Annotated in this window: 24 protein-coding genes; 15 read left to right on the forward strand and 9 right to left on the reverse strand. The window is 73.6% G+C overall.

What is annotated here, in order from left to right; translation table 11 throughout:
* Position 1 precedes the first annotated feature (1 nt).
* Positions 2–1,033 carry an SDR family NAD(P)-dependent oxidoreductase gene (locus tag BX285_RS19435; RefSeq protein WP_121175955.1) on the forward strand — a complete coding sequence of 344 codons (1,032 nt, stop codon included), beginning with the start codon at positions 2–4 and terminating at the stop codon, positions 1,031–1,033.
* Between the two features lie 60 nt (positions 1,034–1,093).
* On the opposite strand, the gene BX285_RS19440 is transcribed toward BX285_RS19435, so the two are convergent.
* Positions 1,094–1,504, reverse strand: a complete 411-nt coding sequence (locus BX285_RS19440) for a peptidase inhibitor family I36 protein (RefSeq protein ID WP_097239140.1) — start codon at positions 1,502–1,504, stop codon at positions 1,094–1,096.
* Positions 1,505–1,523: 19 nt separating this feature from the next.
* Positions 1,524–1,934 (reverse strand): peptidase inhibitor family I36 protein, encoded by a 411-nt coding sequence (locus tag BX285_RS19445; RefSeq protein WP_097239141.1) that lies wholly within the window; start codon positions 1,932–1,934, stop codon positions 1,524–1,526.
* 180 nt (positions 1,935–2,114) lie between these two features.
* Here BX285_RS19445 and BX285_RS19450 point away from each other — a divergent pair, with 180 nt between their 5' ends.
* Positions 2,115–2,582: a helix-turn-helix domain-containing protein gene (locus tag BX285_RS19450; RefSeq protein ID WP_121177681.1), complete on the forward strand. Its 468-nt coding sequence runs from the start codon at positions 2,115–2,117 to the stop codon at positions 2,580–2,582.
* 46 nt (positions 2,583–2,628) lie between these two features.
* Here the strand turns inward: BX285_RS19450 and BX285_RS19455 are convergent, their stop codons facing one another.
* The 3 genes from BX285_RS19455 to BX285_RS19465 all read right to left on the reverse strand — a co-directional run bounded on the left by BX285_RS19455 (position 2,629) and on the right by BX285_RS19465 (position 6,711).
* Complete coding sequence (locus tag BX285_RS19455; protein WP_121175958.1) at positions 2,629–4,710, reverse strand: SpoIIE family protein phosphatase; 2,082 nt, start codon at positions 4,708–4,710, stop codon at positions 2,629–2,631.
* A 164-nt stretch (positions 4,711–4,874) separates the two neighbouring features.
* The gene (locus BX285_RS19460; RefSeq protein WP_121175961.1) at positions 4,875–6,245 is read right to left on the reverse strand and encodes an MFS transporter; all 1,371 of its coding nucleotides are present in this window, start codon (positions 6,243–6,245) and stop codon (positions 4,875–4,877) included.
* A 112-nt stretch (positions 6,246–6,357) separates the two neighbouring features.
* Positions 6,358–6,711: a metalloregulator ArsR/SmtB family transcription factor gene (locus BX285_RS19465; protein WP_097239144.1), complete on the reverse strand. Its 354-nt coding sequence runs from the start codon at positions 6,709–6,711 to the stop codon at positions 6,358–6,360.
* Between the two features lie 121 nt (positions 6,712–6,832).
* Between BX285_RS19465 and BX285_RS19470 the strand changes: the two genes are divergently transcribed.
* From BX285_RS19470 to BX285_RS19505, 8 genes are all read left to right on the forward strand, one after another.
* Positions 6,833–7,252, forward strand: a complete 420-nt coding sequence (locus tag BX285_RS19470; RefSeq protein ID WP_121175963.1) for a molybdopterin-binding protein — start codon at positions 6,833–6,835, stop codon at positions 7,250–7,252.
* Positions 7,253–7,423: 171 nt separating this feature from the next.
* Complete coding sequence (locus tag BX285_RS19475) at positions 7,424–8,845, forward strand: NAD(P)/FAD-dependent oxidoreductase (protein WP_121175966.1); 1,422 nt, start codon at positions 7,424–7,426, stop codon at positions 8,843–8,845.
* Positions 8,846–8,994: 149 nt separating this feature from the next.
* Positions 8,995–9,945 carry a metal ABC transporter solute-binding protein, Zn/Mn family gene (locus BX285_RS19480; protein ID WP_121175968.1) on the forward strand — a complete coding sequence of 317 codons (951 nt, stop codon included), beginning with the start codon at positions 8,995–8,997 and terminating at the stop codon, positions 9,943–9,945.
* Positions 9,942–10,790: a metal ABC transporter ATP-binding protein gene (locus tag BX285_RS19485; protein ID WP_257032910.1), complete on the forward strand. Its 849-nt coding sequence runs from the start codon at positions 9,942–9,944 to the stop codon at positions 10,788–10,790. The genes BX285_RS19480 and BX285_RS19485 overlap by 4 nt, the downstream gene beginning before the upstream one ends.
* Entirely contained in the window at positions 10,781–11,686 is a 906-nt protein-coding gene (locus tag BX285_RS19490) for a metal ABC transporter permease (RefSeq protein ID WP_259470588.1), read from the forward strand. Before BX285_RS19485 ends, BX285_RS19490 begins: the two co-directional genes overlap by 10 nt.
* Entirely contained in the window at positions 11,683–12,525 is an 843-nt protein-coding gene (locus BX285_RS19495) for a metal ABC transporter permease (RefSeq protein WP_097239148.1), read from the forward strand. Before BX285_RS19490 ends, BX285_RS19495 begins: the two co-directional genes overlap by 4 nt.
* Positions 12,526–12,541: 16 nt before the next feature.
* Positions 12,542–12,961: a Fur family transcriptional regulator gene (locus BX285_RS19500; protein ID WP_121175971.1), complete on the forward strand. Its 420-nt coding sequence runs from the start codon at positions 12,542–12,544 to the stop codon at positions 12,959–12,961.
* A 22-nt stretch (positions 12,962–12,983) separates the two neighbouring features.
* Positions 12,984–14,114, forward strand: a complete 1,131-nt coding sequence (locus BX285_RS19505) for a GTP-binding protein (protein ID WP_121177686.1) — start codon at positions 12,984–12,986, stop codon at positions 14,112–14,114.
* Positions 14,115–14,116: 2 nt separating this feature from the next.
* Here BX285_RS19505 and BX285_RS19510 read toward each other — a convergent pair whose 3' ends face one another.
* Both BX285_RS19510 and BX285_RS19515 read right to left on the reverse strand, forming a co-directional pair.
* Complete coding sequence (locus tag BX285_RS19510) at positions 14,117–14,986, reverse strand: TIGR03943 family putative permease subunit (protein WP_121175973.1); 870 nt, start codon at positions 14,984–14,986, stop codon at positions 14,117–14,119.
* Positions 14,983–15,954 (reverse strand): permease, encoded by a 972-nt coding sequence (locus tag BX285_RS19515; RefSeq protein ID WP_121177688.1) that lies wholly within the window; start codon positions 15,952–15,954, stop codon positions 14,983–14,985. The genes BX285_RS19510 and BX285_RS19515 overlap by 4 nt, the downstream gene beginning before the upstream one ends.
* A 363-nt stretch (positions 15,955–16,317) precedes the next feature.
* Between BX285_RS19515 and BX285_RS19520 the strand changes: the two genes are divergently transcribed.
* Positions 16,318–16,497: a hypothetical protein gene (locus tag BX285_RS19520; protein ID WP_097239151.1), complete on the forward strand. Its 180-nt coding sequence runs from the start codon at positions 16,318–16,320 to the stop codon at positions 16,495–16,497.
* 34 nt (positions 16,498–16,531) lie between these two features.
* Here the strand turns inward: BX285_RS19520 and BX285_RS19525 are convergent, their stop codons facing one another.
* Both BX285_RS19525 and BX285_RS19530 read right to left on the reverse strand, forming a co-directional pair.
* Positions 16,532–19,507 carry a BTAD domain-containing putative transcriptional regulator gene (locus BX285_RS19525; RefSeq protein WP_259470589.1) on the reverse strand — a complete coding sequence of 992 codons (2,976 nt, stop codon included), beginning with the start codon at positions 19,505–19,507 and terminating at the stop codon, positions 16,532–16,534.
* 152 nt (positions 19,508–19,659) lie between these two features.
* Positions 19,660–20,637, reverse strand: coding sequence for a helix-turn-helix transcriptional regulator (locus BX285_RS19530; RefSeq protein ID WP_097239153.1), 978 nt, complete (start codon positions 20,635–20,637; stop codon positions 19,660–19,662).
* Positions 20,638–20,888: 251 nt separating this feature from the next.
* On the opposite strand from BX285_RS19530, the gene BX285_RS19535 reads away from it, so the two are divergent.
* The 4 genes from BX285_RS19535 to ddaH are packed head-to-tail and all read left to right on the forward strand — an operon-like array spanning position 20,889 to position 22,459.
* On the forward strand, positions 20,889–21,068 hold the full coding sequence (locus tag BX285_RS19535) for a hypothetical protein (protein ID WP_121175979.1): 180 nt from the start codon (positions 20,889–20,891) through the stop codon (positions 21,066–21,068).
* 11 nt (positions 21,069–21,079) lie between these two features.
* Positions 21,080–21,403: a hypothetical protein gene (locus BX285_RS19540; RefSeq protein ID WP_097239154.1), complete on the forward strand. Its 324-nt coding sequence runs from the start codon at positions 21,080–21,082 to the stop codon at positions 21,401–21,403.
* Entirely contained in the window at positions 21,400–21,612 is a 213-nt protein-coding gene (locus tag BX285_RS19545) for an MbtH family protein (RefSeq protein ID WP_097239155.1), read from the forward strand. Before BX285_RS19540 ends, BX285_RS19545 begins: the two co-directional genes overlap by 4 nt.
* A gap of 4 nt (positions 21,613–21,616) precedes the next feature.
* A complete protein-coding gene (gene ddaH, locus BX285_RS19550; protein ID WP_121175982.1) occupies positions 21,617–22,459 on the forward strand; it encodes a dimethylargininase in 843 nt (280 codons plus the stop codon).
* Positions 22,460–22,471: the final 12 nt, after the last annotated feature.

Raw genomic sequence — 22,471 nt, forward strand, 5'->3', positions numbered from 1 at the left:
GATGCTGGTGAGCGTGACCGGCGGCACCGGGTTCGTCGGCATCCACTCGGTCGCGGAGACGGTCCGCCGCGGACACCGGGTGCGGATGCTGGTCCGCGACCCGGCCGCCGCCGAACGGGCCCTCGGCCTGCTGGAGGTGGACCGGGGGAGCGTCGACCTGGTCGTCGGGGACGTCACCGACGAGGGCGACGCGGCCCGCGCCGTACGCGGCGCCGACGCCGTGCTGCACGCTGCGGGCGTGTACTCCTTCGACAGCCGGCAGTACGCGGCGATGCGCCGGACCAACGAACGGGGAACCGAGGTGGTGCTGGCCGCCGCCCGGCGGTCCGGCGCCGGCCGGATCGTCCACGTCTCCAGCATCGTCGCCCTGTTGCCCTCCGGGGGGCGCCCGCTCGCGGAGCACTCCCCGGTCGGCCGCCCCCGGGATCCGTACATGGCGACCAAGGCCGGCGCCGAGCGCATCGCCCGCCGCCACCAGCGCGAGGGCGCGCCCGTGGTGATCAGCTACCCGCCCGCGCTGCTCGGCCCGCAGGACCCGCGGGAGGGCGACCAGAACGCCCGGCTGCGCAACACGCTGCGCGGGCTGATGCCGATCTGGCCGCTCGGCGGCTACCCGGTCGGCGACGTCCGCGACACCGCGCGCCTGCACGGCCACCTGCTGACCGCGCCGAGCACGGCCCCGGACCGGCACTTCGGCCCCGGCTTCCACCTGGAGACCCGGCAGTACCTGCGGATCCTGCGGGAGGTCACCGGGCGGCGGCTGCCCGCGGCCTTCCTGCCGGCCCGCGCCATGCTGCCGGTGGGCGCGCTGGTCTCCCTGGTCCAGCGCGGCTGGCCCTGGCACATCCCCGCGGAGTTCGGCGCCGTCTACACCTGTGCCTGGGCGGCGCCGGTGGACCCGGCCGCGAGCACCGGCGGGCTGACGCCGAGGCCGACCGCCGAGACCATGGCCGACACGGTGCGCTGGCTGCACCGGCAGGGGCGGCTGACCGACCGCCAGGCCGGGCTCCTCGCGGGGGAGAAGGGGGAGTAACAGACCGGCGGTCCCGGTGTGCGGGCGGAGCGCACACCGGGGCCGCCTTCACGCGCGTGGTCAGCCGGTGGACTCCATGGCCCACTCGGCGTCGTGCAGGAACGCCGGCAGAGCGTCGGAGAATCCCGGACCGAACTTCTGGCAGTTGTACCAGCCGGTGTCGGCGCAGATGATCCAGTCCTGATTCGTGTTGTTGACCACGGAGGCCGCGTGGCCACCGACCGTGACCCCGTAACCGGAGCCGTTGCCCCAGTTCCGGAACTGGTAGTTGCCGAGATTGCCGTAGCTGCCGGGGGACCAGTGCTCGAAGGAACCCCAGCCGAACTGCGGCGAGTTGAAGTACAGGCAGAGGCTCCCCGAGGGGCACGCCTCGGCGCCGCCCGGCCCCGCGGCGTACGCCGAACCCGTCATCCCGCAGAGCGTGGCCACTGCGGCCGCCGCCACGATGCCGGCGGCGATCTTCCGATTCACGCGATTCTCCGTCCCGTCGTCAGTTGTACATCGACCACTCGGCGTTGTAGAGCCCGTTCGGCAGGACACCCGCGTAGCCGGGGCCGATGTAGCCCACGACCGACCCGTGGCCCCACGTGCCGTTGTAGATGGTGAGTTGGTTCCCGGTGTTGTTGACCACCGACGCGGCGTGGCCGCCGACGCTGACCCCGTAGCCGGAGCCGTTGCCCCAGTTGCTGAAGGTGAACTCGCCGAGGTCGCCGTACCCGCCCGGGCTCCAGTGCTCGAAGGCACCCCAGCCGTACTGCGGGGAGTTGTAGTACAGACAGATGCTCCCGCTGGGGCAGGCCTCGGAACCCCCGGGCCCGGCGGCGTACGCCGAGTTCGTCGTCACGCCGAGCGTGGCGGCCACGGCCGCCGCGACGATCCCGATCGATGCGATGCGTTTCATCGGTCCTCCCGGTGCGTGAGGGCCCCGGACCGGCCGGGGCGACTTGGCCGGACCCATGCTTCACAGCCGCCACCGTGGTGACCAGGCAGAAGGCACTGGCAGAAAATCCGGCAGTTTCGCCCGAAGCCGCCATGTGCTGTACTCGTCAATCGGCGGAGTGGAGATCACACGGGGGGTGTGGTGGACGCGGCAGAGCTCGCGGCGGCGCTACGGGACCGACGCATCGAGGCGGGACTGACACAGGAACAGCTCGCCGAGCGGTCCGGGCTGAGCGTGCGGGCGATCGGGGACCTGGAACGCGGGAAGGTCGCCCGGCCCCACCGGAAGTCCATCCGGCTGCTCGCCGAGGCGCTGGGCCTGGACGACGAGGGCCGCAGAAGCCTGATGTGCCTGGCCGGTCGCGAACCCCCGCCCCCCGGTCGCGAATCCCCGCCCCCCGGGCCGGCCGAGCCTGCGAGCCCGGACGGCGACCCCGTGCGGCCCGCCGCCGCACCGCCCCCCGGCCGGCGGGCGACGCTCGTGGCCGTCCTCGCCACCGCGATCGCCTTCCTGGCGACCGTCCTCGCCGCGTACCTGTTGGTGATCGCCGACCGGCACCGGACGGACGGTGTGAACCGTGCGTGGGGAGCCTTCCGGATCCATCGGTGAGGTGGCGAACGGATGGTGTCGGTCAGTCGGTCAGTCGGTCAGTCGGTCAGTCGGGTCCTTCGGTCTCCTCGGCGACTTCGGCGATGAGCAGGGCGACGTCGTCCTCGTCGTCCCGGTGCCGCAGGTCGGTCAGCAGCCGGTCGGCGGTGGCCTCCAGGGGCAGGGGCGGGCCGGTGAGGAGGGCGAGGAGGTGGTCCAGGCGGGCGTCGATGGGCTGGTCGCGGGTCTCCACGAGGCCGTCGGTGTACAGCAGCAGGCGGTCGCCGGTGCGCAGGTCGAGCTCGGTGGTGCGGAAGGCGGTGTCGCCGATCCCCAGGGGTGTGCCGGTCGGCAGGTCGAGCAGTTCGGGCGGGCCGGTGGGCCGCAGGTGGACGGGGGGCAGGTGGCCGGCGAGGGCGATGCGGCACTGTTGCCGGTGCGGGTCGAAGACGGCGTAGACGCAGGTGGCGATCACGTCGTCGAGGTCGGCGGTGGTGCGGTCGAGGTGCCGCAGCACCTGGGCCGGGTCGAGGTCGAGGCCGGTCAGGGTGCTGGTGGCGGTGCGCAGCCGGCCCATGGTGGCGGCGGCGTTGATGCCGTGGCCCATGACGTCCCCGACGACCAGCGCGGTCCGGTCGCCGCCGAGCGGGATGGCGTCGAACCAGTCGCCCCCGGCCTCGGAGGCGGCGGCCGCCGGCTGGTAGCGGTAGGCGAGCTCCAGACCGGCGGCGTGCGGTGGCGGGCGGGGGAGCAGGTGGCGCTGGAGGGTGAGGGCGGTGTTGCGCTGGCTCTGGTACCAGCGGGCGTTGTCGATGCAGACGGCGGCGCGGGCGGCCAGCTCGCCGGCCAGGACCACGTCGTCCTCGTCGAACGGCAGCGGGTTGTCGGTGCGCTTGAGGTCCAGGGCGCCCAGCACCTCGCCGCGGGCGATCAGCGGTACGGCCAGGTAGGAGTGCAGGCCGGCCTCGGCGAGGAGGGCGGCACCCGCCTCGTCGCGGGCGATCCGCGGCAGGGCCTGCTCGCGGACGCGGGCGACGAGCACCGGGCGGCCGGTCCGGACGCTCCGGGTGACCAGGCGGTCGGCGTCGTACTTGGCGATCTCCCCGGGTGGGTCGGCGGCCTGGACGGCGGCGCCGGGGCGGGTGGCCCGGACGGCCAGGGCGCGGAAGGTCGCCGGGCCGGTGCCGGGCCCGGCGCTGGTGCGCGGTTCCAGGACGGAGTCGAGGACGTCCACGGCGGCGACGTCCGCGAGCTCCGGGACGACGAGGTCGGCCAGCTCCCGGGCGGTCCGGTCGAGGTCGAGGGTGGTGCCGATCCGGGTCGAGGCCTCGGCGATGAGGACCAGCCGCCGCCTGGTCTTGGCGGCCTCGGTCGCCGCGAGGTGGCTCTCGGTGACGTCCAGGACGGAGGTCGCCAGGCCGATCACCCGTCCGGCCGGGTCGTCCAGGCGGTAGTAGGACACCAGCCAGGCGTGGTCGTGGTCCGGGTCGGCGGGTGTGCGGCCGGTCGTGTAGTGGTCGAGCCGGGGCGTACCGGTGGCCAGGACCCGGCGCATCACGGCCTCGACGTCGTCCGCGTCGAGGAAGGGCAGGGTCTCCCGGACGGTGCGGCCGAGGTGGTGCGCGGCCGGCAGCCCGTTGATGCGCTCCAGCGCCGGGTTGACCAGGACGAACCGCAGCTGCGGGTCGAAGACGGCCAGCCCGATCGGGGACTGGGCGACCAGCCGTACGGACAGGGCCAGATCGCGTTCGACGCCGCGCAGCACGCCCATGTCGGTGGCGAGTCCCAGGGCGTAGAGGCCGCCGTGCGCGTCCTGCAGACGCATGTTGCGGAACTCGATCAGCCGGGTGCTGCCGTCCTTGTGCCGTACCGGGAAGACCCCGGCCCACGGCCCGGCACCGCCCATGACCTTCGCGAACAGTTCGAGGACCTGGTCGACGTGCTCCTCGCGCACCAGCAGCTTCGCCGCGTACCGGCCCAGCGCCTCCTCGGCGCTCCACCCGAACAGGTCCTGCGCCTGCGGGCTCCACAGGACGATCCGCCCGTCGGCGTCCAGCACCGCCGCGGCGACACCGAGCAGATCCAGCAGCCCGCCGGGCCCGGACGGCGTCAGCGGCGCACCGGAGGAAGCATCGGAGGAAGCAGTCATGCTCGGCCTCCTTCTGCCGGGCGCGGGCGGCGCAGCCGCTCCCGAGCCGGTGTGGCGGGTTGCCTCCTATCCTCCCCCCACACCCGCCCACCCGGCAGCCTCGGGCCGAAGGGCCTGTCTTCGAACCCCTCGGTGGGCAGGCCCGGTGGCCCGGTGGCCGTGGGTCAGACGCCGGCGGTGGGCCGTTGTGCCGCCGGGCGGGGCCAGTGGTCGTGCAGGTGGTCGATGACGAAGTCGTGGCCGTGGCGCCAGCCGTCCGGGGTGGGGCGGGCGTCGGCGAGGTGCGGGTGGCCGGCGGGCAGGTCGTGGTGGAGGTGGCCGAGGCTGGTGGGGTCGCGGCGCGGCCAGACGGCGGTGGCGGCGATGCTGCCGGCCAGGGCGACGGCGCCGAGGACGAGTGCGGTCGCGGGCAGGCCCGCACCGGCGGCGAGCCAACCGGCGAGGGGGTAGGTGAGCAGCCAGCAGCTGTGGGAGAGGGAGAACTGGGCGGCGAAGGCGGCGGGGAGGTCGGCGTCGGCGGCGGAGCGGCGGATGACCCGGCCGCCGGGGGTGAGGACCGCGGAGGAGGCGGCGCCGATCGCCGCCCAGGCCGCCAGGAGCGCCGTCCAGGTCCAGAGGTCCGCCGTTGCCGCGGTGACGGCCGCGACGGCGGCGAGCACCAGCGGCAGCGCGTACGCGGCGGGCAGCATGACGGCGCGGTCGCCGCGTCGTCGCAGTACCCGGGGCAGCAGCAGCGCGGTGACCATCGACCCGGCGCCGTACGCGCCGAGGGCGAGGGAGACGGCGCCCGCGCTGCGGTGGAAGTGGCCCTGGACGAGGACGACGGTGTTGACGAAGACGATGGCCCCGGCGGCCGCGACCGCGAGGTCCAGGGCGAGCAGGGCCCGTAGCCGGGGGGTGGCCCAGAACAGCCGGGTGCCGAAGGCGGCCCTGGCGTGGACCCCGCCGGTCCGCTCGACGGGTTTCGGCTTCGGCAGGGCGGCGGAGACGACGAGGGCGGCGGAGGCGAGGAAGCCCGCCGTGGTGCCGGCGAACAGCCAGCCGTAGGAGACCAGGGCGAGCAGGCCGGCGGCGAGCGCGGGGCTGAACAGGCTTTCCAGGTCGTAGGCGAGGCGGGAGAGCGAAAGCGCGTCGGTGTAGTCGCGTTCGGCGGGCAGCACCTCGGGGATGGTGGCCTGGAAGGTGGGGGTGAACGCGGCGGAGGCGGCCTGGAGCAGGAGGATCAGCAGGTAGATCTGCCACACCTGGGTGACGAAGGGCAGCGTGGCGGCGACGCCGGCCCGGGTGAGGTCCATCGCGACCATGAGGGCCCGGCGCGGTATTCGGTCCGCGAGCGCGCCCGCCAGCGGGGCGATGGCGACGTAGGCGACCATCTTGATCGCCAGCGCGGTGCCGAGGACGGCCGAGGCGTCGTTCCCGGCGATCCGGTACGCGAGCAGGCTCAGTGCGACGGTGGCCAGCCCGGTTCCGACCAGGGCGACGACCTGGGCGGTGAACAGGTGGCGGTAGGTGCGGTTGCGCAGTACGGCGAGCATCGGGCCCGTCCCCGGTCGGCGGTGCGGTGAGACACCACCAGCCTAGCCAACATGTGCGTACTTGTGCACCCATTGTCTGGTGATCACCCCCGGTGCGGGGCGACCCGTACGGTCAGTCGTGCGGCGGCAGCGCGCCGATCTGGTGGTCGGCGACGCTCAGCGCCTCGTCGACCAGCCGGCGCAGGTGGCCGTGGCGCAGCGAGTACACCACCCGGCGGCCGTCCTTGCGGGTCGCGACCAGACCGGCCAGCCGCAGCTTCGCCAGGTGCTGGCTCACCGAGGGCCGGGCCGCGCCGCTCATCTCGGTCAGGGTGGTGACATCGGCCTCGCCCTCGCCGAGGCGCTGCAGGAGCGCCAGCCGGGTGCGGTCCGCGAGCAGCGCGAGCACGGCGGCGGCGACCTCCAGCCGCTCGTCGGCCTGCTCCTGCGAATCGTGCGCACCTGCCAGGTGCGTGCTTGCGCTCATGTGCACATCGTAGGGTACGGGAATTCCGTGCAGCGGACCGGAATTCGGGTCGGTAGTACAGTGATTCCCGGAAAACCCCGAACCCCTGAACCGACCGTTCTCCTTTTCGTGAGGTCGACCCATGAGCCTGAGCATTCGGAACCAGATCCCGGGGACGGTCACCTCGGTCACCACCGGCGAGGCGATGGCGACGGTCAAGGCGCGCCTGGACGGCGGCCAGAAGATCACCGCCGCCGTCACCGCCGACGCCGTGCAGGACCTCGGCCTGGCCGAGGGCAGCTCCGTGCGGGCGGTGGTCAAGTCGACCGAAGTGGCGCTCGCCACCGGCCCGGTGGGCGGCCTGAGCATCCGCAACCAGCTGCCCGGCACGGTCACCGAGGTGTCCGCGGGCGCCGCGATGGCCACCGTCAAGGTCGCCGTCACCGGTGGCGAGCTGACGGCGGCCGTCACCAGGGAGGCGGTGGCCGAGCTCGGCCTGAGCGCCGGATCGTCGGTCGTCGCCCTCATCAAGGCCACCGAGGTGGCCCTGGCCACGGACTGAAATGCGCCCGCCGAGGGCGCCGGCGCAGCCGATGGAAATGCGGCCGGAATTCCCGCTGCCCCGGCGTTTCCCCGGAATTCCCCCGTTCCTCCTGGCATTCCGGGGGCGGGCGCGAGAAACCGCCTCGCAGCTGCGAGCCCCGCATTCGGGGAGACGGACGGGACCGACGCCATGACGACGGCCGTGGTGGTCGGCAGCGGGCCGAACGGGCTCGCCGCCGCGATCCGCCTCGCGCAGGCGGGCGTCCGGGTCCGGGTGCTGGAGGCGCGGGAGACGATCGGCGGCGGCACCCGGTCCGGTGAGCGGACCCTACCCGGGCTGATCCACGACGACTGCTCCGCCTTCCACCCCACCGGCGTCGCCTCGCCGTTCCTGCGGTCGCTGGGCCTGGCGGAGTACGGCCTGCGCTGGCGCTGGGCCCCGGTGGAGCTCGCCCACCCGCTGGACCCGGGCGCCGCCGGAGTGCTGTGGCGCGACCTGGACCGGACGGCCGGGCAGATGCCTCCGGCAGACGCCAGGACGTGGCGGCGGGTGTTCGGCCGCCTGTCGCGCCGCTTCGACCGGCTCGCCGACGACGTCCTCCGCCCCGTCCTGCACCTGCCCGCTTCGCCGCTCGCCCTCGCCGAGTTCGGCGCCCAGGCCCTGCTGCCCGCCTCCTGGACGGCCGGGAGGTGGAGCGGCGACCAGGCCCGGGCCCTGTTCGGCGGGGCGGCGGCCCACGCCTTCAGCTCGCTGCGCACGCCGTTCAGCAGTGCCATCGGCCTGATGCTGATCGCCGTCGGCCACGCCCACGGCTGGCCGGTGGCGGAGGGCGGCTCACAGGCGATCACCACCGCGATGGCGCGGCTGCTGGCACGGCTCGGCGGCACCGTCGAGACCGGCGCGGAGGTCCTCGACCTCGAACAACTCGACCGGCCCGACCTCGTCCTGCTGGACACCGGCCCGCACGCCGCCGCCCGGATCCTCGGCGATCGCCTTCCGCCCCGCACCGCCCGCGCCTACCGGCGTTACCGGTACGGCCCGGCGGCCTTCAAGGTGGACCTGGCGGTCGAGGGCGGCATCCCGTGGACCGACGAGCACTGCCGGTCCGCGGGCGCCGTCCATCTCGGCGGCACCTTCGAGGAGGTCGCCGCCGCCGAGGAGGCGACCTTCCGCGGCAGGATGCCCCGCCGGCCCTTCGTACTCGTCGGCCAGCAGTACCTGGCCGACCCGTCCCGCTCGGCCGGGGACCTCCACCCGGTCTACGCCTACGCCCACGTCCCGCACGGCTACCGGGGCGACGCGACCGAGGCGGTGCTGGACCGGATCGAGCGCTTCGCCCCCGGCTTCCGGACCCGCATCCGCGCCCGGGCCGTCCGCACGGTGGCCCGGCTGCAGTCGGAGAACGCCAACCAGGTCGGCGGCGACATCACCGGCGGAGCCAACACCGCACGCCAACTCGCCCTGCGCCCGCGCCTCTCAGCCGACCCGTACGCCACCGGCGTGCCCGGCGTCCACCTCTGTTCCGCCGCCACCCCACCGGGCGCCGGCGTCCACGGCATGGCCGGCTTCCACGCGGCCGAATCGGCCCTGAGGTGGCTCGCGAGCCGCTGACGGACCGGCGGGCCACGGAACCCGCCGTGGGCGAGGTCAAAGTTCGGTAATGATTTTCATATTTGCTTAAACAGGCTGGTGATGAAAACCGTTTCCATCTAGTGTGTGGCCTCGTCTCCCCCTCTCCCATCCGCGAGGAGCGCCCCACCATGCGTACTGCCCTGCCTGCCCGTTTCGTCAGACTCGCCGCCGTCGCGGTCGCCGCGCTGGCCGCCACCAGTGCCTGCTCGACCGCGCCGGCCAAGAGCACCCCGGCCCAGGACACCGCCGGCGGCTCCGGCAAGGTCGTCCAGGTCGCCGCCGCCGAGAGCTTCTGGGGTTCGCTGGCCGCCCAACTCGGCGGCGACCACGTCAAGGTGACGAACATCATCAGCAACCCCGACGCCGACCCGCACGACTACGAGCCCACCGCCGCCGACGGCCGCACCGTCGCCGGCGCGCAGTACGTCATCACCAACGGCATCGGTTACGACGCCTGGTCCGACAAGTTGATAGCCGCCAATCCTGCGCCGAGTCGCGCCGCCCTCAAGGTCGGCGACCTGGTCGGGGTCAAGGAGGGCGGCAACCCGCACCAGTGGTACTCCCCGGAGAGCGTCCACAAGGTGGTCGACCGGATCACCGCCGACCTCAAGAAGCTCGACCCGGCCGACGCCGGCTACTTCGACCAGCACAAGACCGACTTCCTCGGCAAGACCCTCGCCCCGTACGACCGGCTCATCGCCGACATCAAGGCCACGTACGCCGGCACCCCGATCGGCGCCTCCGAGTCGATCGTCACCCCGCTCGCCGAGGGCCTGGGCCTCAAACTGGTCACCCCCGAGGGCCTGCTGGACGCCGTCAGCGAGGGCACCGACCCGACCGCCGCCGACAAGGCGACCGCCGACGAGCAGATCAAGAGCAAGCAGATCAAGGTCTACGTCTACAACAGCCAGAACGACACCCCGGACATCAAGGCCCAGGTCGAAGCCGCCAAGGCCCAGGGCATCCCGGTCGCCACCGTCACCGAGACCCCGACCCCGGCCGGCGCCGCCTTCCAGGACTGGCAGATCACCGAACTCCAGGGCATCGCCGACGCGTTGAAGCAGGCGACCGGCAAGTGACCATCGCACCGGTCGAGCACGCCGTGGCCACCGAGGCCCCGGCCCCCACCCCCGCTCCGGTCCTGGAGCTGCACGGCGCGGCCGTGCGGGTGGGCGGCCGAACGCTCTGGTCGGACGTCGATCTCACCGTCGGGGCCGGGGAGTTCACCGCCATCCTCGGCCCCAACGGGGTCGGCAAGTCCACCCTCGTCAGGACCCTCCTCGGCGCCCACCCCGCCGCCGCGGGCGCGGTGCGTGTCCCGGCCCGCGCGGACATCGGGTACCTCCCGCAGCGCCGCAGCTTCGACCCAGGCGTCCGCATCCGCGGCATCGACGTCGTGCGCCTCGGCCTGGACGGCCACCGCTGGGGCGTCCCGCTGCCCGGAATCCGCCGCGCCCGCCGCCGCGCCGAACGCCGACGCATCGACGAGGCCATCGCGTCGGTCGGCGCCACCGGCTACGCGCACCGGCCGATCGGGCAGTGCTCCGGCGGCGAACAGCAGCGGCTGCTGCTCGCCCAGGCCCTGGTCACCCGCCCGCGCCTGCTCCTGCTCGACGAGCCACTGGACAGCCTCGACCTGCCCAATCAGAGCGCCATGGCCGCCCTGCTCGGCCGGATCTGCCGCGAGGACGGCGTCGCCGTCGTCATGGTCGCCCACGACGTCAACCCGATCCTCCACCACCTGGACCGCGTGGTGTACCTGGCCGAAGGACGGGCCGTCACCGGCCGGCCCGAGCAGGTGATCACCTCGGACACCCTCAGCCGCCTCTACGGCGCGCCCGTCGACGTCCTGCGCACCGCCGACGGACGGCTCGTCGTGGTCGGCGTCCCGGAGGACTGCAGGAGCTGTGGCCCGTGCTGCTAGCCGACACCGCCTCACCGGCCTTCTCCTGGAACCTGGTGACCGACTTCCAGCAGATGTGGGCCTACCCCTTCATGGTCAACGCCTTCCGGGCCGGTGCCGTCGTCGCCGTCGTCGCGGCCGCCGTGGGCTGGTTCATGGTGCTGCGCCGCCAGACCTTCGCCGGCCACACCCTGTCGGTGGTCGCCTTCCCCGGCGCCGCCCTCGCCACCCTGCTCGGGATCTCCACCACCTTCGGCTACCTCGGGGCCTGCCTGGGCGGCGCGTTCGTCATCGCCCTGCTGCGCGACCGGGGCCGGGCCGGCGTCGTCGAGGAGTCCGCCGGGACGGGCACCGTGCAGGCCTTCGCGCTGGCCTGCGGGTTCCTGTTCGTCACCCTGTACAAGGGGCTGCTCGGCGGCCCGCAGGCGCTGCTGTTCGGCACCTTCCTCGGCATCACCACCGAGCAGGTCATCGTGCTGAGCGTCGTCGGCGCGGCCGTGCTGGCCCTGCTGGCGCTGATCGGGCGGCCGCTGCTGTTCGCCTCGCTCGACGGCGAGGTCGCCGCCGCGCGCGGAGTGCCCGTGCGGCTGCTGGGCTTCGGCTTCCTGCTGCTGCTCGGCGCGGCCGCCGCCGAGGCCGGCCAGATCACCGGCAGCCTGCTCGTGTTCGCGCTGCTGGTCATCCCGGCCGCCACCGCCCAGGTGCTCACCGCACGTCCGGCCCTCGGCCTGCTGCTCGGGGTCCTGCTCGCCCTCGCCGCCTGCTGGCTCGGCCTGATCGCCGCGTTCTACCAGCCCTACCCGCTCGGCTTCTTCGTGACCACCTTCGCCTTCGCCGGGTACCTCCTCGCCCACCTCGCCCGCGCGGTGGCGGGCTTCCTCGGCCGCGCCCCGCTGCCGACAGGAGCACCCGCATGACCAGCGTCCTCCACCAGGCCTTCTTCCAGCACGCCCTGCTCGCCGGCACCGCGATCGCCCTCGCCTCCGGCCTGGTCGGCTACTTCCTCGTGCTGCGCGCCCAGACCTTCACCGGCGACACCCTCAGCCACGTCGCCTTCACCGGCGCGATGGCGGCCCTCGCCGGCGGCTACGACCTGCGGCTCGGCCTGTTCGCCGCCACCATCGGCGTCGCCCTGCTGCTCGGCCTGCTCGGCCGGCGCGGCCGGCCCGACGACGTCGTCATCGGCACCCTGTTCTCCTGGATCCTCGGCCTCGGCACCTTCTTCCTCACCCTCTACACCACCCATCGCAGCACCACCCAGGGCAACGCGGGCATCAGCGTCCTGTTCGGCTCCATCTACGGCCTGAGCGGCGCCCAGACCGCGATGGCCGTCCTGGTCGCCGTGGCGGTCAGCGCGGCCGCGCTGCTGATCGCCCGGCCGCTGCTGTTCGCCACCCTCGACGAGGCTGTCGCCACCGCGCGCGGGGTGCGGACGGGCGCGCTCGGCCTCGGTTTCCTCGCCCTGGTCGGTGCCTGCGCCGCCGAGGCCACCCAGGCGGTCGGCTCCCTGCTGCTGCTCGGCCTGCTGGCCGCGCCCGCCGGTACCGCCCTGCGCCTGACCGACCGTCCGTACCGGGCCCTCGCACTCTCCGCCGCCCTCGCCGTGCTGGAACTGTGGGCGGGTCTCGCACTGAGTGCCGCCGCGCCCAGACTGCCGCCGAGCTTCGCCATCATGGCGATCGCGGCGGCCTGCTACGGCGCCTCCGCCCTGGTCCGCCCGGCCGTCCGCCGGGCGACTCGCCGGGCCACGGCCTGACCGGCGGAGGGACGACGTGACGAGGACCCGACGGACACCGGTGCCGGCCTGGCGGTCGACACCGCAGCAGGCGCTCGTCCGGAAGTCGCTCGCCGCCAGCCCCGGCTTCGTCAGCGCCCAGGTGCTGCACCGGCGAATGGTCACGGAGGGCGGTGCGGTCGGTCTGAGCACCGTCTACCGGGCCCTGGCCGCACTCACCGGAGCCGGTCTCGCCGACATCGTCCGGGACGACTCCGGCGAGCGCCTCTACCGTCACCGGCCGGAGGCCCACCACCAGCACTACCTGGTCTGCCGCCGCTGCGGTCGCAGCCTCGCGGTCGACTCCGAACAGGTCGAGGCCTGGGCCGCCCGGATCGCCGAGGAGTCCGGCTTCAGCGACGTCCACCACACCGTCGAACTCGCCGGCGTCTGCGCCGGCTGCACCACCGTCGACTAGGAAAGCGAACCGAGTGACCACCATCCACCGCCCCCTGCCCGTCACCGTCCTGTCCGGCTTCCTCGGCGCGGGCAAGACCACCGTGCTCAACCACGTCCTGCACAACCGCGCGGGCATGCGGGTCGCCGTGATCGTCAACGACATGAGCGAGATCAACATCGACGCGGCGCTGGTCCGCGACGGCGGAGCCGCGCTCTCCCGCACCGAGGAGCGGCTGGTCGAGATGACCAACGGCTGCATCTGCTGCACCCTGCGCGACGACCTGCTGGAGGAGGTGGACCGGCTCGCCCGGGACGGCCGGTTCGACTACCTGCTGATCGAGTCCAGTGGGATCTCCGAGCCGATGCCCGTCGCCGCCACCTTCTCCTTCGCCCGGGACGACGGCGCCACGCTCACCGACGTCGCCGCCCTGGACACCATGGCCACCGTGGTCGACGCCGCCAACTTCCTGCCCGAACTCGCCCGCGGCGACGAGCTGGCCGCGCGCGGCCTCGACCAGTACGAGGACGACGAACGAACCGTCAGCGACCTGCTGATCGACCAGGTCGAGTTCGCCGACGTCATCGTCCTGAACAAGCTCGACCTGGTGGGCGAGGAGGAAGCCGTACGGCTGCGGGCCGCCCTCACCCGGCTCAACCCCGCCGCCCGGATCGTCCCGGTCCGGCACGGCCGGGTGGACCCGGCCGAACTGCTCGGCACCGGCCGCTTCGACGTCGAGCGCGCCCAGCAGGCCCCCGGCTGGGTCGCCGAACTCAACGGCGACCACATCCCCGAGACCGAGGAGTACGGCATCTCCAGCACGGTGTTCCGCGCCGAGCGGCCCTTCCACCCCGGCCGGCTCTGGGAGTTCGTCACCGAGGACCTGGAGGGCGGCGCCTACGGCACCGTCCTGCGCTCCAAGGGCTTCTTCCGCCTGGCCACCCGCCCGCACGTCACCGGCCTCTGGTCCCAGGCAGGCTCCGTCGCCCGCTTCGAGCCCGCCGGCGTCCACGCGGACGGCCAAGGCCAGGAACTGGTCTTCATCGGCACCGCACTGAACGCCGACGCCCTGCACGACCGGCTCACCGCCTGCCTGCTGGCCGACGGCGAGCCGATTCTGCGGGATGAGGACCCGTTCCCCGCCTGGGAGGCGCACGGCGACTGCCCCGTTTAGGCCTACTGGTCCGCGGGCGGGATGTCCCGGTAGGGGGCACGTGGCTGGGGGACGGCGTGCTGTTCGGTGACATCGATCCGCGGCGCGGCGGTGGCGGGCGCGTCCGGGGTGGGCTTCCAGGTGCCGGTGAGGTCCACCCAGCTGTCGGCGGCGGGGGCCGGGCCGGAGGCGTGCACCAGGACGCGCAGCCTCCTGGCGTCGGCCGCACAGCAGCTGACGACCAGCCGGTTGAGGTACCACTCGCCGGGCTGCGCGCCGGGGGAGACGAAGCCGGTCAGGCGGACCTTGCGGCCGGCCAGGCTCTTCTGCGGGTCGCGGCTGCGGCCGATGAACTCGGTCAGCGACATCGGCGTCGGCAGCGTGACGGAAGCACCGGAGGCACCGGCCGCGCTGCCCGGGGCGGCCGGCTGCTCGGACAGGTCGGTGTACCTCGCCGGCTCGACGACGGCGTCCGTGCCGTCCCGGGAGGCGGTGAACGAGCCGAGCGGGGGCGGGGTGAAGCAGAGCAGCAGCACGGCGGGGACGGCCAGCAGCCAGGCCACGCGCGGGCCGTGGTCGTGATCGTGCCCCTTCCCGTGTCCGTGTCCGTCGTCCGTGACGGGCCGGAGCCAGACCGCGTTGCCCTCGGCGTCCCGCCCGAACCGCATCACCGGCTCCTGCCGGTTGGCGGTCACGCGGCGCACCACGCCCGCGATCCCGAGCCCGAGCAGCACGATCCCCGAGGCGATCAGCGGGATCCGCAGGCCCTCCTTGACGTACTGCAGGAACACGTCGCTGCCGACGGTGATCCGCAGCAGGGCCGCGCCGACCAGCGCGACGAGCAGGGACGGGGCGAGCCCCCGGACGGTGGCCTTCACAGTGGCGGCCTTCACAGCGCGCCTCCGATCACGATGCTGGCGAGGACGGCGACCAGGAAGGTCGCGCTGGAGAACCGGAGCGCGAAGGCGCGTCCGAACGCGCCCGACTGGAGGGCGATCAGCTTGAGGTCGACCATCGGGCCGACGACCATGAAGGCGAGCCGGGCGGTGGGGGAGAAGCCGGTGAGGGAGGCGGCCACGAAGGCGTCCGCCTCGGAGCAGACCGCGAGGATGACGGCGAGGAAGGCGAGGACGGGCACGCCCAGCCACGGCGAGTCGGCGAAGATCCGCAGCACCGACGGCGGGACGAGCACGTTGAACGTCGCCGCGGCCGCCGCGCCGACCACCAGGAAGCCGCCGGCGTGCAGGAAGTCGTGCTGCAGCCCGCGCCGGAACTCCTCCAGCGGGTTGCGCGCGCCGCCCTCGCCGTGACCGGCCGAGCTCTTCGGCAGCCGCAGCCACTCCGGCCGGCCGAACGCCACCCAGAGCCAGCCCATCACGACCGCGGTGGCGAGCGAGGCCAGCAGCCGGGCCAGCACCATCTCCGGCTTGCCGGGGAAGGCGATCGCGGTGGCGACCAGGACGACCGGGTTGATCGCGGGCGCGGAGAGCAGGAAGGCCAGGGCGGCTGCCGGGGCCACTCCGCGCCGCATCAGGCTGCCGGCCACCGGGACGGACGCACACTCGCAGCCGGGCAGGACGGCGCCGGCCACCCCCGCCACCGGCACGGCGAGCGCCGGGTTCTTCGGCAGCACCCGGGTGAACACCCGTTCCGGGACGAACGCCCCGATCGCGGCCGACACCACGGTGCCCAGCACCAGGAACGGCACGCCCTGCACGACGATTGCGACCATGACCGTCCGCCAGGTCTGCACACCCCCCGCGTCCCACACCGTTACCAACGCGGCCGCCGCCACGACCGCCGGTACTCCGATCAGCAGCGCCGACCTCCAGCGTGGTGGCGGGGTTTCCGCCGGTGCCACCGGGAGGTGCCGGACGCTGCCGAGACTCGTCTCCACCAAGGTGACCGCCCCTCAGCCCACTCGCCGCCGATCCGCCGACGAGACCTGTCTGCTCACCGTCATGTCCGGGGAGCCGGGGACAGAGTAGCGGTGATAATCATATTCATCTAGGTCTTCCGCGCCGTTCACCCGATCGGTAACCTGCGTGCACGGGTGACGTCCGGGGCCTGCGTGACCTCGGCAGGTGTCGTTCCCGGCCGTGCGACGGCCCCGTGCTCGGCGCGTATATGAGACGTAGATGGCGCCCTGCGATAGTCGGTCGCAGAACAACTCGCACGCCAGGTGTCACCCACGGGCTCCTGGACGAACAGACAGGGATCTCCCGTGCAGCGCATCCAGAAGTCCGTCCCGCACCGTCTGGCCTTCCTCGTTCCCGCCGCCCTGGCCGCCGTCCTGGCCGTCCTGGGAACCGTGGCCGACACGGGCCACTCCGGTGACACGCGACCGGCTTCTTCGGCCGAGCGGTCCGACAAGGGGACCTCGGAGTTCAACACCAAGGCCTGACGGCGTCCGGACGCCGCCCGCTGCGATCTCCGGCTCAGACCGCCGGAAGCGGGGCAGCGGCGGTGTCCACGATCAGGCGCGCCTGCGCGGCCTCGGGCAGTCCGGCCCGGGTGAAGACCTCCAGCGCCTCGCGGGAGTGTGCCAGCGCGTCGTCACGGTGGCCGGCGTCGAGCGAGATGCGGGCGTGGATCAGCAGGGCGTAGCCCTGGTCCCGGTAACGGTCGGGCACGGTGCGAAGGTGGGCCACCGCCTTGGCCGCCGCGTCCAGCGCGGGCTCGGTACGGCCGAGAGCGTTCAGGGTGTCCGCGTACCGGTAGCGTGCCTGTGCCTGCTGGCCCGGTATCCGTACGGTCTCGCAGAGGTCGAGGCACTCCTCGTAGGTGGCCAGCGCCTCGTGCAGGCGGCCCAGTTCGTGCAGGGCCTGGCCGCGGACGCACAGCGCGTGTGCGACACCGTGGTGGTCCGCCAGCGCGCGCAGCGCGTCCAGCGCCTCCTCGCAGGCGGGCAGCGCCTCGGCGGCGCGACCGCCGCGGATCCTGGCCAGTGCGGCGTTGAGCGTGATGGTCAGTGCGCCCGAGCGGTGCCCCTGCTCCCGGGCCAGGGCGAGCGCCCGGTCGAAGCACTCGGCCGCGTCGTCGTAGCGCTGCTCGAACTGGGCGATGACGCCCAGGTCGTTGTACGCCTGCTGGAGGATGGCGCGGTCGCCGGCCCGGAGGCACGCCTCCACCGCCAGGTGGGAGTTGGCGCGCGCGTGGGTCAACCGGGTGGCCTGGAGGGCCGCGTTGCCGCAGATGAATCGGGCGCGTCCGGCCGCACGGTGGTTCCCGCTCAGCGCCGCGGCCCGGGCGAGTGCCTCGGCGGTGACGGCGATGCGTGCGTACGGGATGTCCTGGCCGAACGAGCTGAGGGCCACCAGGAGGTCGGCGGCCACCGTCAGCAGCTCCGATTCGGCGCCGTCCTGCCGTCGGAGCGCGAGCTGGACGGCATGGAGCGCGAAGTCGAACTCCGCGACGACCCAGGCCCGGGCCTCGGCCAGGTCCCCGAGCCGTTCGTCGCCCGGCTCCGCAGTCGTGGCGGTGAACGTGCTGTGCACCGGGTCCCCGGGCACGATCCGCTGGAAAGCCTCGGCGGCCATGCCCATCAGGTGGTGGAGCAGGCGACGCTGCACCACGCTGTCGTCCTCGTCCGGGAGATCGGTGTGCGGCCCGGTCAGGTTCAGCGCGAAGTCCCGGCCGAGTTCGTGATGCCGGTACCGGCCGGGTTCCGGCGATTCGAGCAGCGCGGCGTCGACCAGCGCTTCCAGCAGTGTCTCCGCGTCGGCCTCCGCCAGGTCCAGCGCCGCGGCCGCGGCGGCCAGGCCGATGCTCGGCCGGGCCACGGAGGCCAGCCGGCGGAACACCTCCGCCTGTCGGTCCGTCAGCTGGCGGTAGCCGAGTTCGAAGACGGCGGCGACTGCCAGGTCGTCGGCCCGCAGTTCGGCCAGTCGTCGCCGTTGGTCGGCCAGCCGGCCCACGAGGTGTGCCACCGTCCAGCCCGGCCGGGCCGCCAGCCGTGCGGCCACGATGCGCACCGCGAGCGGCAGTTGGGCGCACGCGCCGACGAGCGCGGCCGCGGCGGGCCCTTCCCGGTCGATCCGCTCCGGGCCCACGATCTTCCTCAGCAGGCCCAGGGCTTCCGCCGGGCTGAACTCCGTCAGCTGGACGTGGCTGCCCGACAGCAGGCCGGCGAGGCGGGCCCGGCTGGTCACCATCACCGCGCACCGGGCGGACCCCGGGAGCAGGGGTTTGACCTGGGCGGTGTCGCGCGCGTCGTCGAGCAGGAGGAGCACCCGGCGTCCGTCGAGGACCGTCCGGAACAGCCGGGCCCGGTCGTCCAATGAGCCGGGTATCTCCCGCCGAGGCACTCCCAGGGCGGCGAGGAGACTGGCCAGGACCGTTCCCGGATCGGCCGGGTCCGTGCCGGTGCCGCGCAGGTCGGCGTAGAGCTGGCCGTCGGGGAACTCCTCCTTGACCTGATGCGCCACCCGCAGGGCCAGCGCGCTCTTGCCGATGCCGCCCATCCCGCTGACGGTGGCGACGGCCAGGGCGGTGCGGTCCCGGTCGGCGAGGGCGTCCGACAGGGTGGCGAGTTCGGCGGTCCGGCCAGTGAAGTCGGCGATGCGGGCGGGGAGTTGGGCCGGGCGGACGAAGGGGGGCGGACCCGCTTCCCGGGCGTCGCCGGCCTCCGCCCGCGCCGACGCCGCCCCGGTGCCGGCGGGTGCCGGTGCCGGGCCGGCCAGTTCGGGGTCGCAGGCCAGGATCCGGCCGTGCAGCGCGCGGAGTTCGGGGCCCGGGTCCAGCCCGAGTTGGTCCGCCAGCACCTCGCGCGCCCTGGCGAACACGGCCAGGGCGTCGCCCTGACGCCCGGCGGCGTACAGCGCGCGCATCAGGAGCCCGTACGGCCGCTCGCGCAGTGGCTCCTCGTGGATGAAGCCGGTCAGTTCAGGGACCGCCTGGGCGTGCCGCCCCCGCAGGACGTCGAGGTCGAAGCGCTCCTCCAGCAGGTGGAGGCGCAGCTCGGACAGGCGGGAGCGCTGGTTCTGCGCGAACGGCCCCGGTACCCCCGCCAGCGGCTCTCCCCGCCACAGCGAAACGGCCTCGGCCAGCGACTCGGCGGACGCGTCGTAGCGGCCCGCCTCGCGAGCGCGCGCCGCGTCGGCGGCCAGCTGTTCGACCCGGGAGGCATCGACCGACGCCGGCGGCACCGTGAGCCGATAGCCGTCGTTCGCGGACGCCAGCACCTGCGGATCGAGGCCACCGGCCTCCAGGAGCTTGCGCAGCCGCCACACGTACGTCCGCAGGATCATCACCGCGGAGTCCGGTGCCGCCTCGCCCCACACGGCGGTGATCAGTTCGTGGAGGGGAACCACATGGCCCGAACGGAGAGCCAGCGCGGCCAGGGTCGCCTGCTGCTGGGGCGGGCCGGCGGAGACGACGGGCCCGCCGATGCGCATGCCCACAGGTCCGAGCACGAAGAATTCCACAGTCCCCCCGAGGCTGCACAGCTCTCACCGGCGGCTGGTCTCCAGTTCTGGGTGCACGCCGGTGTCGTCATCCTAAGGGGCAAGATCATGACATTGACACGTCACCCGTCGGGTGGCTCCTGCTCACGGGCCGGGAACGGTCAGACCCAGCCGAGCCGGGCCGCGCGCAGGCCGGCCTCGAAGCGGCTGCGGGCGCCGAGCCGCTCGATGATCGACGCCATGATCCGCCGGGCGGTGCGGGCCGAGATGTGCAGTTGGCCCGCGGCCGACTCGTCGGTGTGGCCCTGCGCGAGGAGAGCCAGCAGACAACGTTCCTGCTCGTTCGGCACGTACGAGGCATCGGACGTGTCGCTGCCGAGTGGTACGGCCGCTCCCCACTCCCGCTCGAACAGGGCGAGCAGCGGGGCGATCATGCCCGGTGCGGAGAGGAAGAGCGCGCCCTTGCGGCTGTCCCCGGGATCGATCGGCACCAGGGCGTACGCCCGGTCGACCACCACCATGCGGGTCGGCAGCGCGGCGGCCGTACGGAACTCACCGCCCCGCTCGACCAGGGCGCGGGTGTAGCGCAGGGTCGCGGCGTCGCCGCGGACGGCGTCCAGGCCGATGGTGCGGATCGCCACGCCGCGCTGCAGGACGAGGGCGTCGTTGTGCAGGGCGGCCTCCAGCGAGGCAGGGGACTGGGGCCCGCCGGGCATGAGGGTCAGGATCTCGTTCCCGGCCTCCAGGGCCAGGCGCTCCAGCCGCCGCTGCACCGCATCGAGTCCGGCCAGCCGCTCGACGCCGTCCGCCTGCTGGGCGCCGCCGCCCGCGCCGGCCAGGATCCTGATCAGGGCCTGCTGGCTGCCCGCCGCCTGGCGGTGGCTCCGGACCAGTTCCTCGTGCTGCTGCTCCAGCAGCCGCTGCATCCCGAGGACCGGGTCCACGACGGTGAACCTGCTGGGGGCCTCGAAGGACGCCTGGACCAACTGCAGCGCGAACAGCCTGTCGAGGCAGTCGCGGATGCGGTCGGGCCCGACGTCCAGCTTGGCCGCGAGCTCGTCCACGCCCAGCGCCGTGTGGCTGAGCATCTCCTCGTACACCGTCTGGTCCAGCGTCTCCAGGCAGAGCGTCACGGACACCGCCTTCCCTCCTGTGGTCACCCGGTGGATCCGCGTCCAGCCTGCCCGCCGGGCATCTACGAGCCATACACGGCCAGGTCTACGCAGGTGAGCGGGTGTCACAAAGCGGCCTGGACGGTTTTGCCGGTCCTGCACCCGTTCCCCCGGAGGAGTCCGGGCGGCGAGGATGGACACGTCGCTCCGGCCGGTGCCGGGCGCCCGCCGGGGGCTCACCCGGCCACCTCTCTCCCACTTCCGATGAGGGCACCGCCATGACTTCTCGCATCCACGTCGTCCGTGCGGCCTGCGCCGCTGCCATCGTCCTGGCGACCGCCGTCGCCGGGCAGTCCGGCGGGCAGCCGGGTGGGCAGGGGCACCCGCAGGTGCGCGCCGCGGGGGCGCTCCACGCGGCAGGACCGGCCGTGGCCGCCGACGGCCTCATCTGGGACTGACGCAGCCCGGCGTGGAGCTGACCCTCATCGCGCTCACCCCCGCCGACCCGGTCGTGGTCCGCCCGCCGGACCGCCGCCGGATCATCGATCTGCTCTGGGCCGCGGCAGCCCCCGGGGAACGCCTGGAGCACGTCAGCGTGCAGGTTCGCCCGCACGGCATCCGCCTCGGGATGTTCACCGTGGCGACGCCCGGACTGACCGCCGGAGACGCCGCGCTGGCCATCTGCCGCCGCGCGCTCGCGATCTCACCTCCGCTCAGCGGCTGGCGCATCGCCGGCGACCCATCCCTTCGACACGACGTCATCCGTCACACGACGCAAGAGGAGCATCCGTGACCAACCCCTTCGAGGACGAGGACGCCACCTATCTCGTCCTGGTCAACGAGGAGAACCAGCACTCCCTGTGGCCCGCCTCCCTCGCGGTCCCCCCGGGCTGGACGGCCACCCACGGCCCGGCCGGACGGCAGGACTGCCTGGACCACATCGAGAACACCTGGACCGACCTGCGCCCGGCGAGCCTGATCGCCGCCCTCAAGGAGGCGTGATCCGATGCCGATCCAGCGCACCGCCCGCCCCCGGCACTACCTGATGTGCCGCCCCTCCCACTTCACCGTCGACTACCGCATCAACCCGTGGATGGATCCGGCCAAGCCGACCGACACGGCGCTGGCCGTCCTGCAGTGGGAGCGGCTGTACGCCCTCTACCAGGAGCTCGGTCACACCGTCGAACTGGTGGAACCCGTACCCGGCCTGCCCGACATGGTCTACTCCGCCAATGGCGCCACGGTCCTGAACGACCGGGTCCTGGTGGCCAAGTTCCGGCACGCCGAACGCGTCGCCGAGGCGCCCGCCTACCAGGCGTGGTTCGAGCAGCACGGCTACACCGAGGTGCACGCCCCCCGCCACGTCAACGAGGGCGAGGGCGACTACCTGGTCGTCGGCGACCGGATCCTGGCCGGCACCGGCTTCCGCACCGACCCGGCCGCGCACGCCGAGGCCGAGCAGGTGCTGGGCGCCCCGGTGGTGAGCCTGACCCTGGTGGACCCGCGCTTCTACCACCTGGACACCGCGCTCGCCGTGCTCGACGACGACGAGATCATGTACTTCCCGGGCGCCTTCTCGCCGGAGTCCCGCGAGATCCTGCGCTCGCTGTACCCCGACGCGCTCCTCGCCACCGAGGCCGACGCCGAGGCCTTCGGGCTCAACGCGATCTCCGACGGGCGCCACGTGCTGCTGTCCCAGACCGCGCGCGACCTCATGGCCCGGCTGGCCGAGCGCGGGTTCGAGCCGATCGGCGTCGACCTCTCCGAGCTGTTCAAGGGCGGCGGCAGCGTCAAGTGCTGCACCCTGGAACTGCGCCACTCCGCACCGGCCCCGGACGGTGCGCAGTGACCGGCGTACCGA

This window comes from Streptomyces sp. 1114.5, from assembly GCF_003635085.1.
Lineage (GTDB): Bacteria > Actinomycetota > Actinomycetes > Streptomycetales > Streptomycetaceae > Kitasatospora.

Bases quoted from the DNA above. Each gene is read 5' to 3' on its own strand.
- BX285_RS19435 (WP_121175955.1), top strand. From the start codon at position 2: ATGCTGGTGAGCGTGACCGGCGGCACCGGGTTCGTCGGCATCCACTCG.
- BX285_RS19445 (WP_097239141.1), bottom strand. From the start codon at position 1,934: ATGAAACGCATCGCATCGATCGGGATCGTCGCGGCGGCCGTGGCCGCC.
- BX285_RS19455 (WP_121175958.1), bottom strand. From the start codon at position 4,710: ATGACTGCTTCCTCCGATGCTTCCTCCGGTGCGCCGCTGACGCCGTCC.
- BX285_RS19460 (WP_121175961.1), bottom strand. From the start codon at position 6,245: ATGCTCGCCGTACTGCGCAACCGCACCTACCGCCACCTGTTCACCGCC.
- BX285_RS19465 (WP_097239144.1), bottom strand. From the start codon at position 6,711: ATGAGCGCAAGCACGCACCTGGCAGGTGCGCACGATTCGCAGGAGCAG.
- BX285_RS19470 (WP_121175963.1), top strand. From the start codon at position 6,833: ATGAGCCTGAGCATTCGGAACCAGATCCCGGGGACGGTCACCTCGGTC.
- BX285_RS19475 (WP_121175966.1), top strand. From the start codon at position 7,424: ATGACGACGGCCGTGGTGGTCGGCAGCGGGCCGAACGGGCTCGCCGCC.
- BX285_RS19480 (WP_121175968.1), top strand. From the start codon at position 8,995: ATGCGTACTGCCCTGCCTGCCCGTTTCGTCAGACTCGCCGCCGTCGCG.
- BX285_RS19495 (WP_097239148.1), top strand. From the start codon at position 11,683: ATGACCAGCGTCCTCCACCAGGCCTTCTTCCAGCACGCCCTGCTCGCC.
- BX285_RS19535 (WP_121175979.1), top strand. From the start codon at position 20,889: ATGACTTCTCGCATCCACGTCGTCCGTGCGGCCTGCGCCGCTGCCATC.
- ddaH (WP_121175982.1), top strand. From the start codon at position 21,617: ATGCCGATCCAGCGCACCGCCCGCCCCCGGCACTACCTGATGTGCCGC.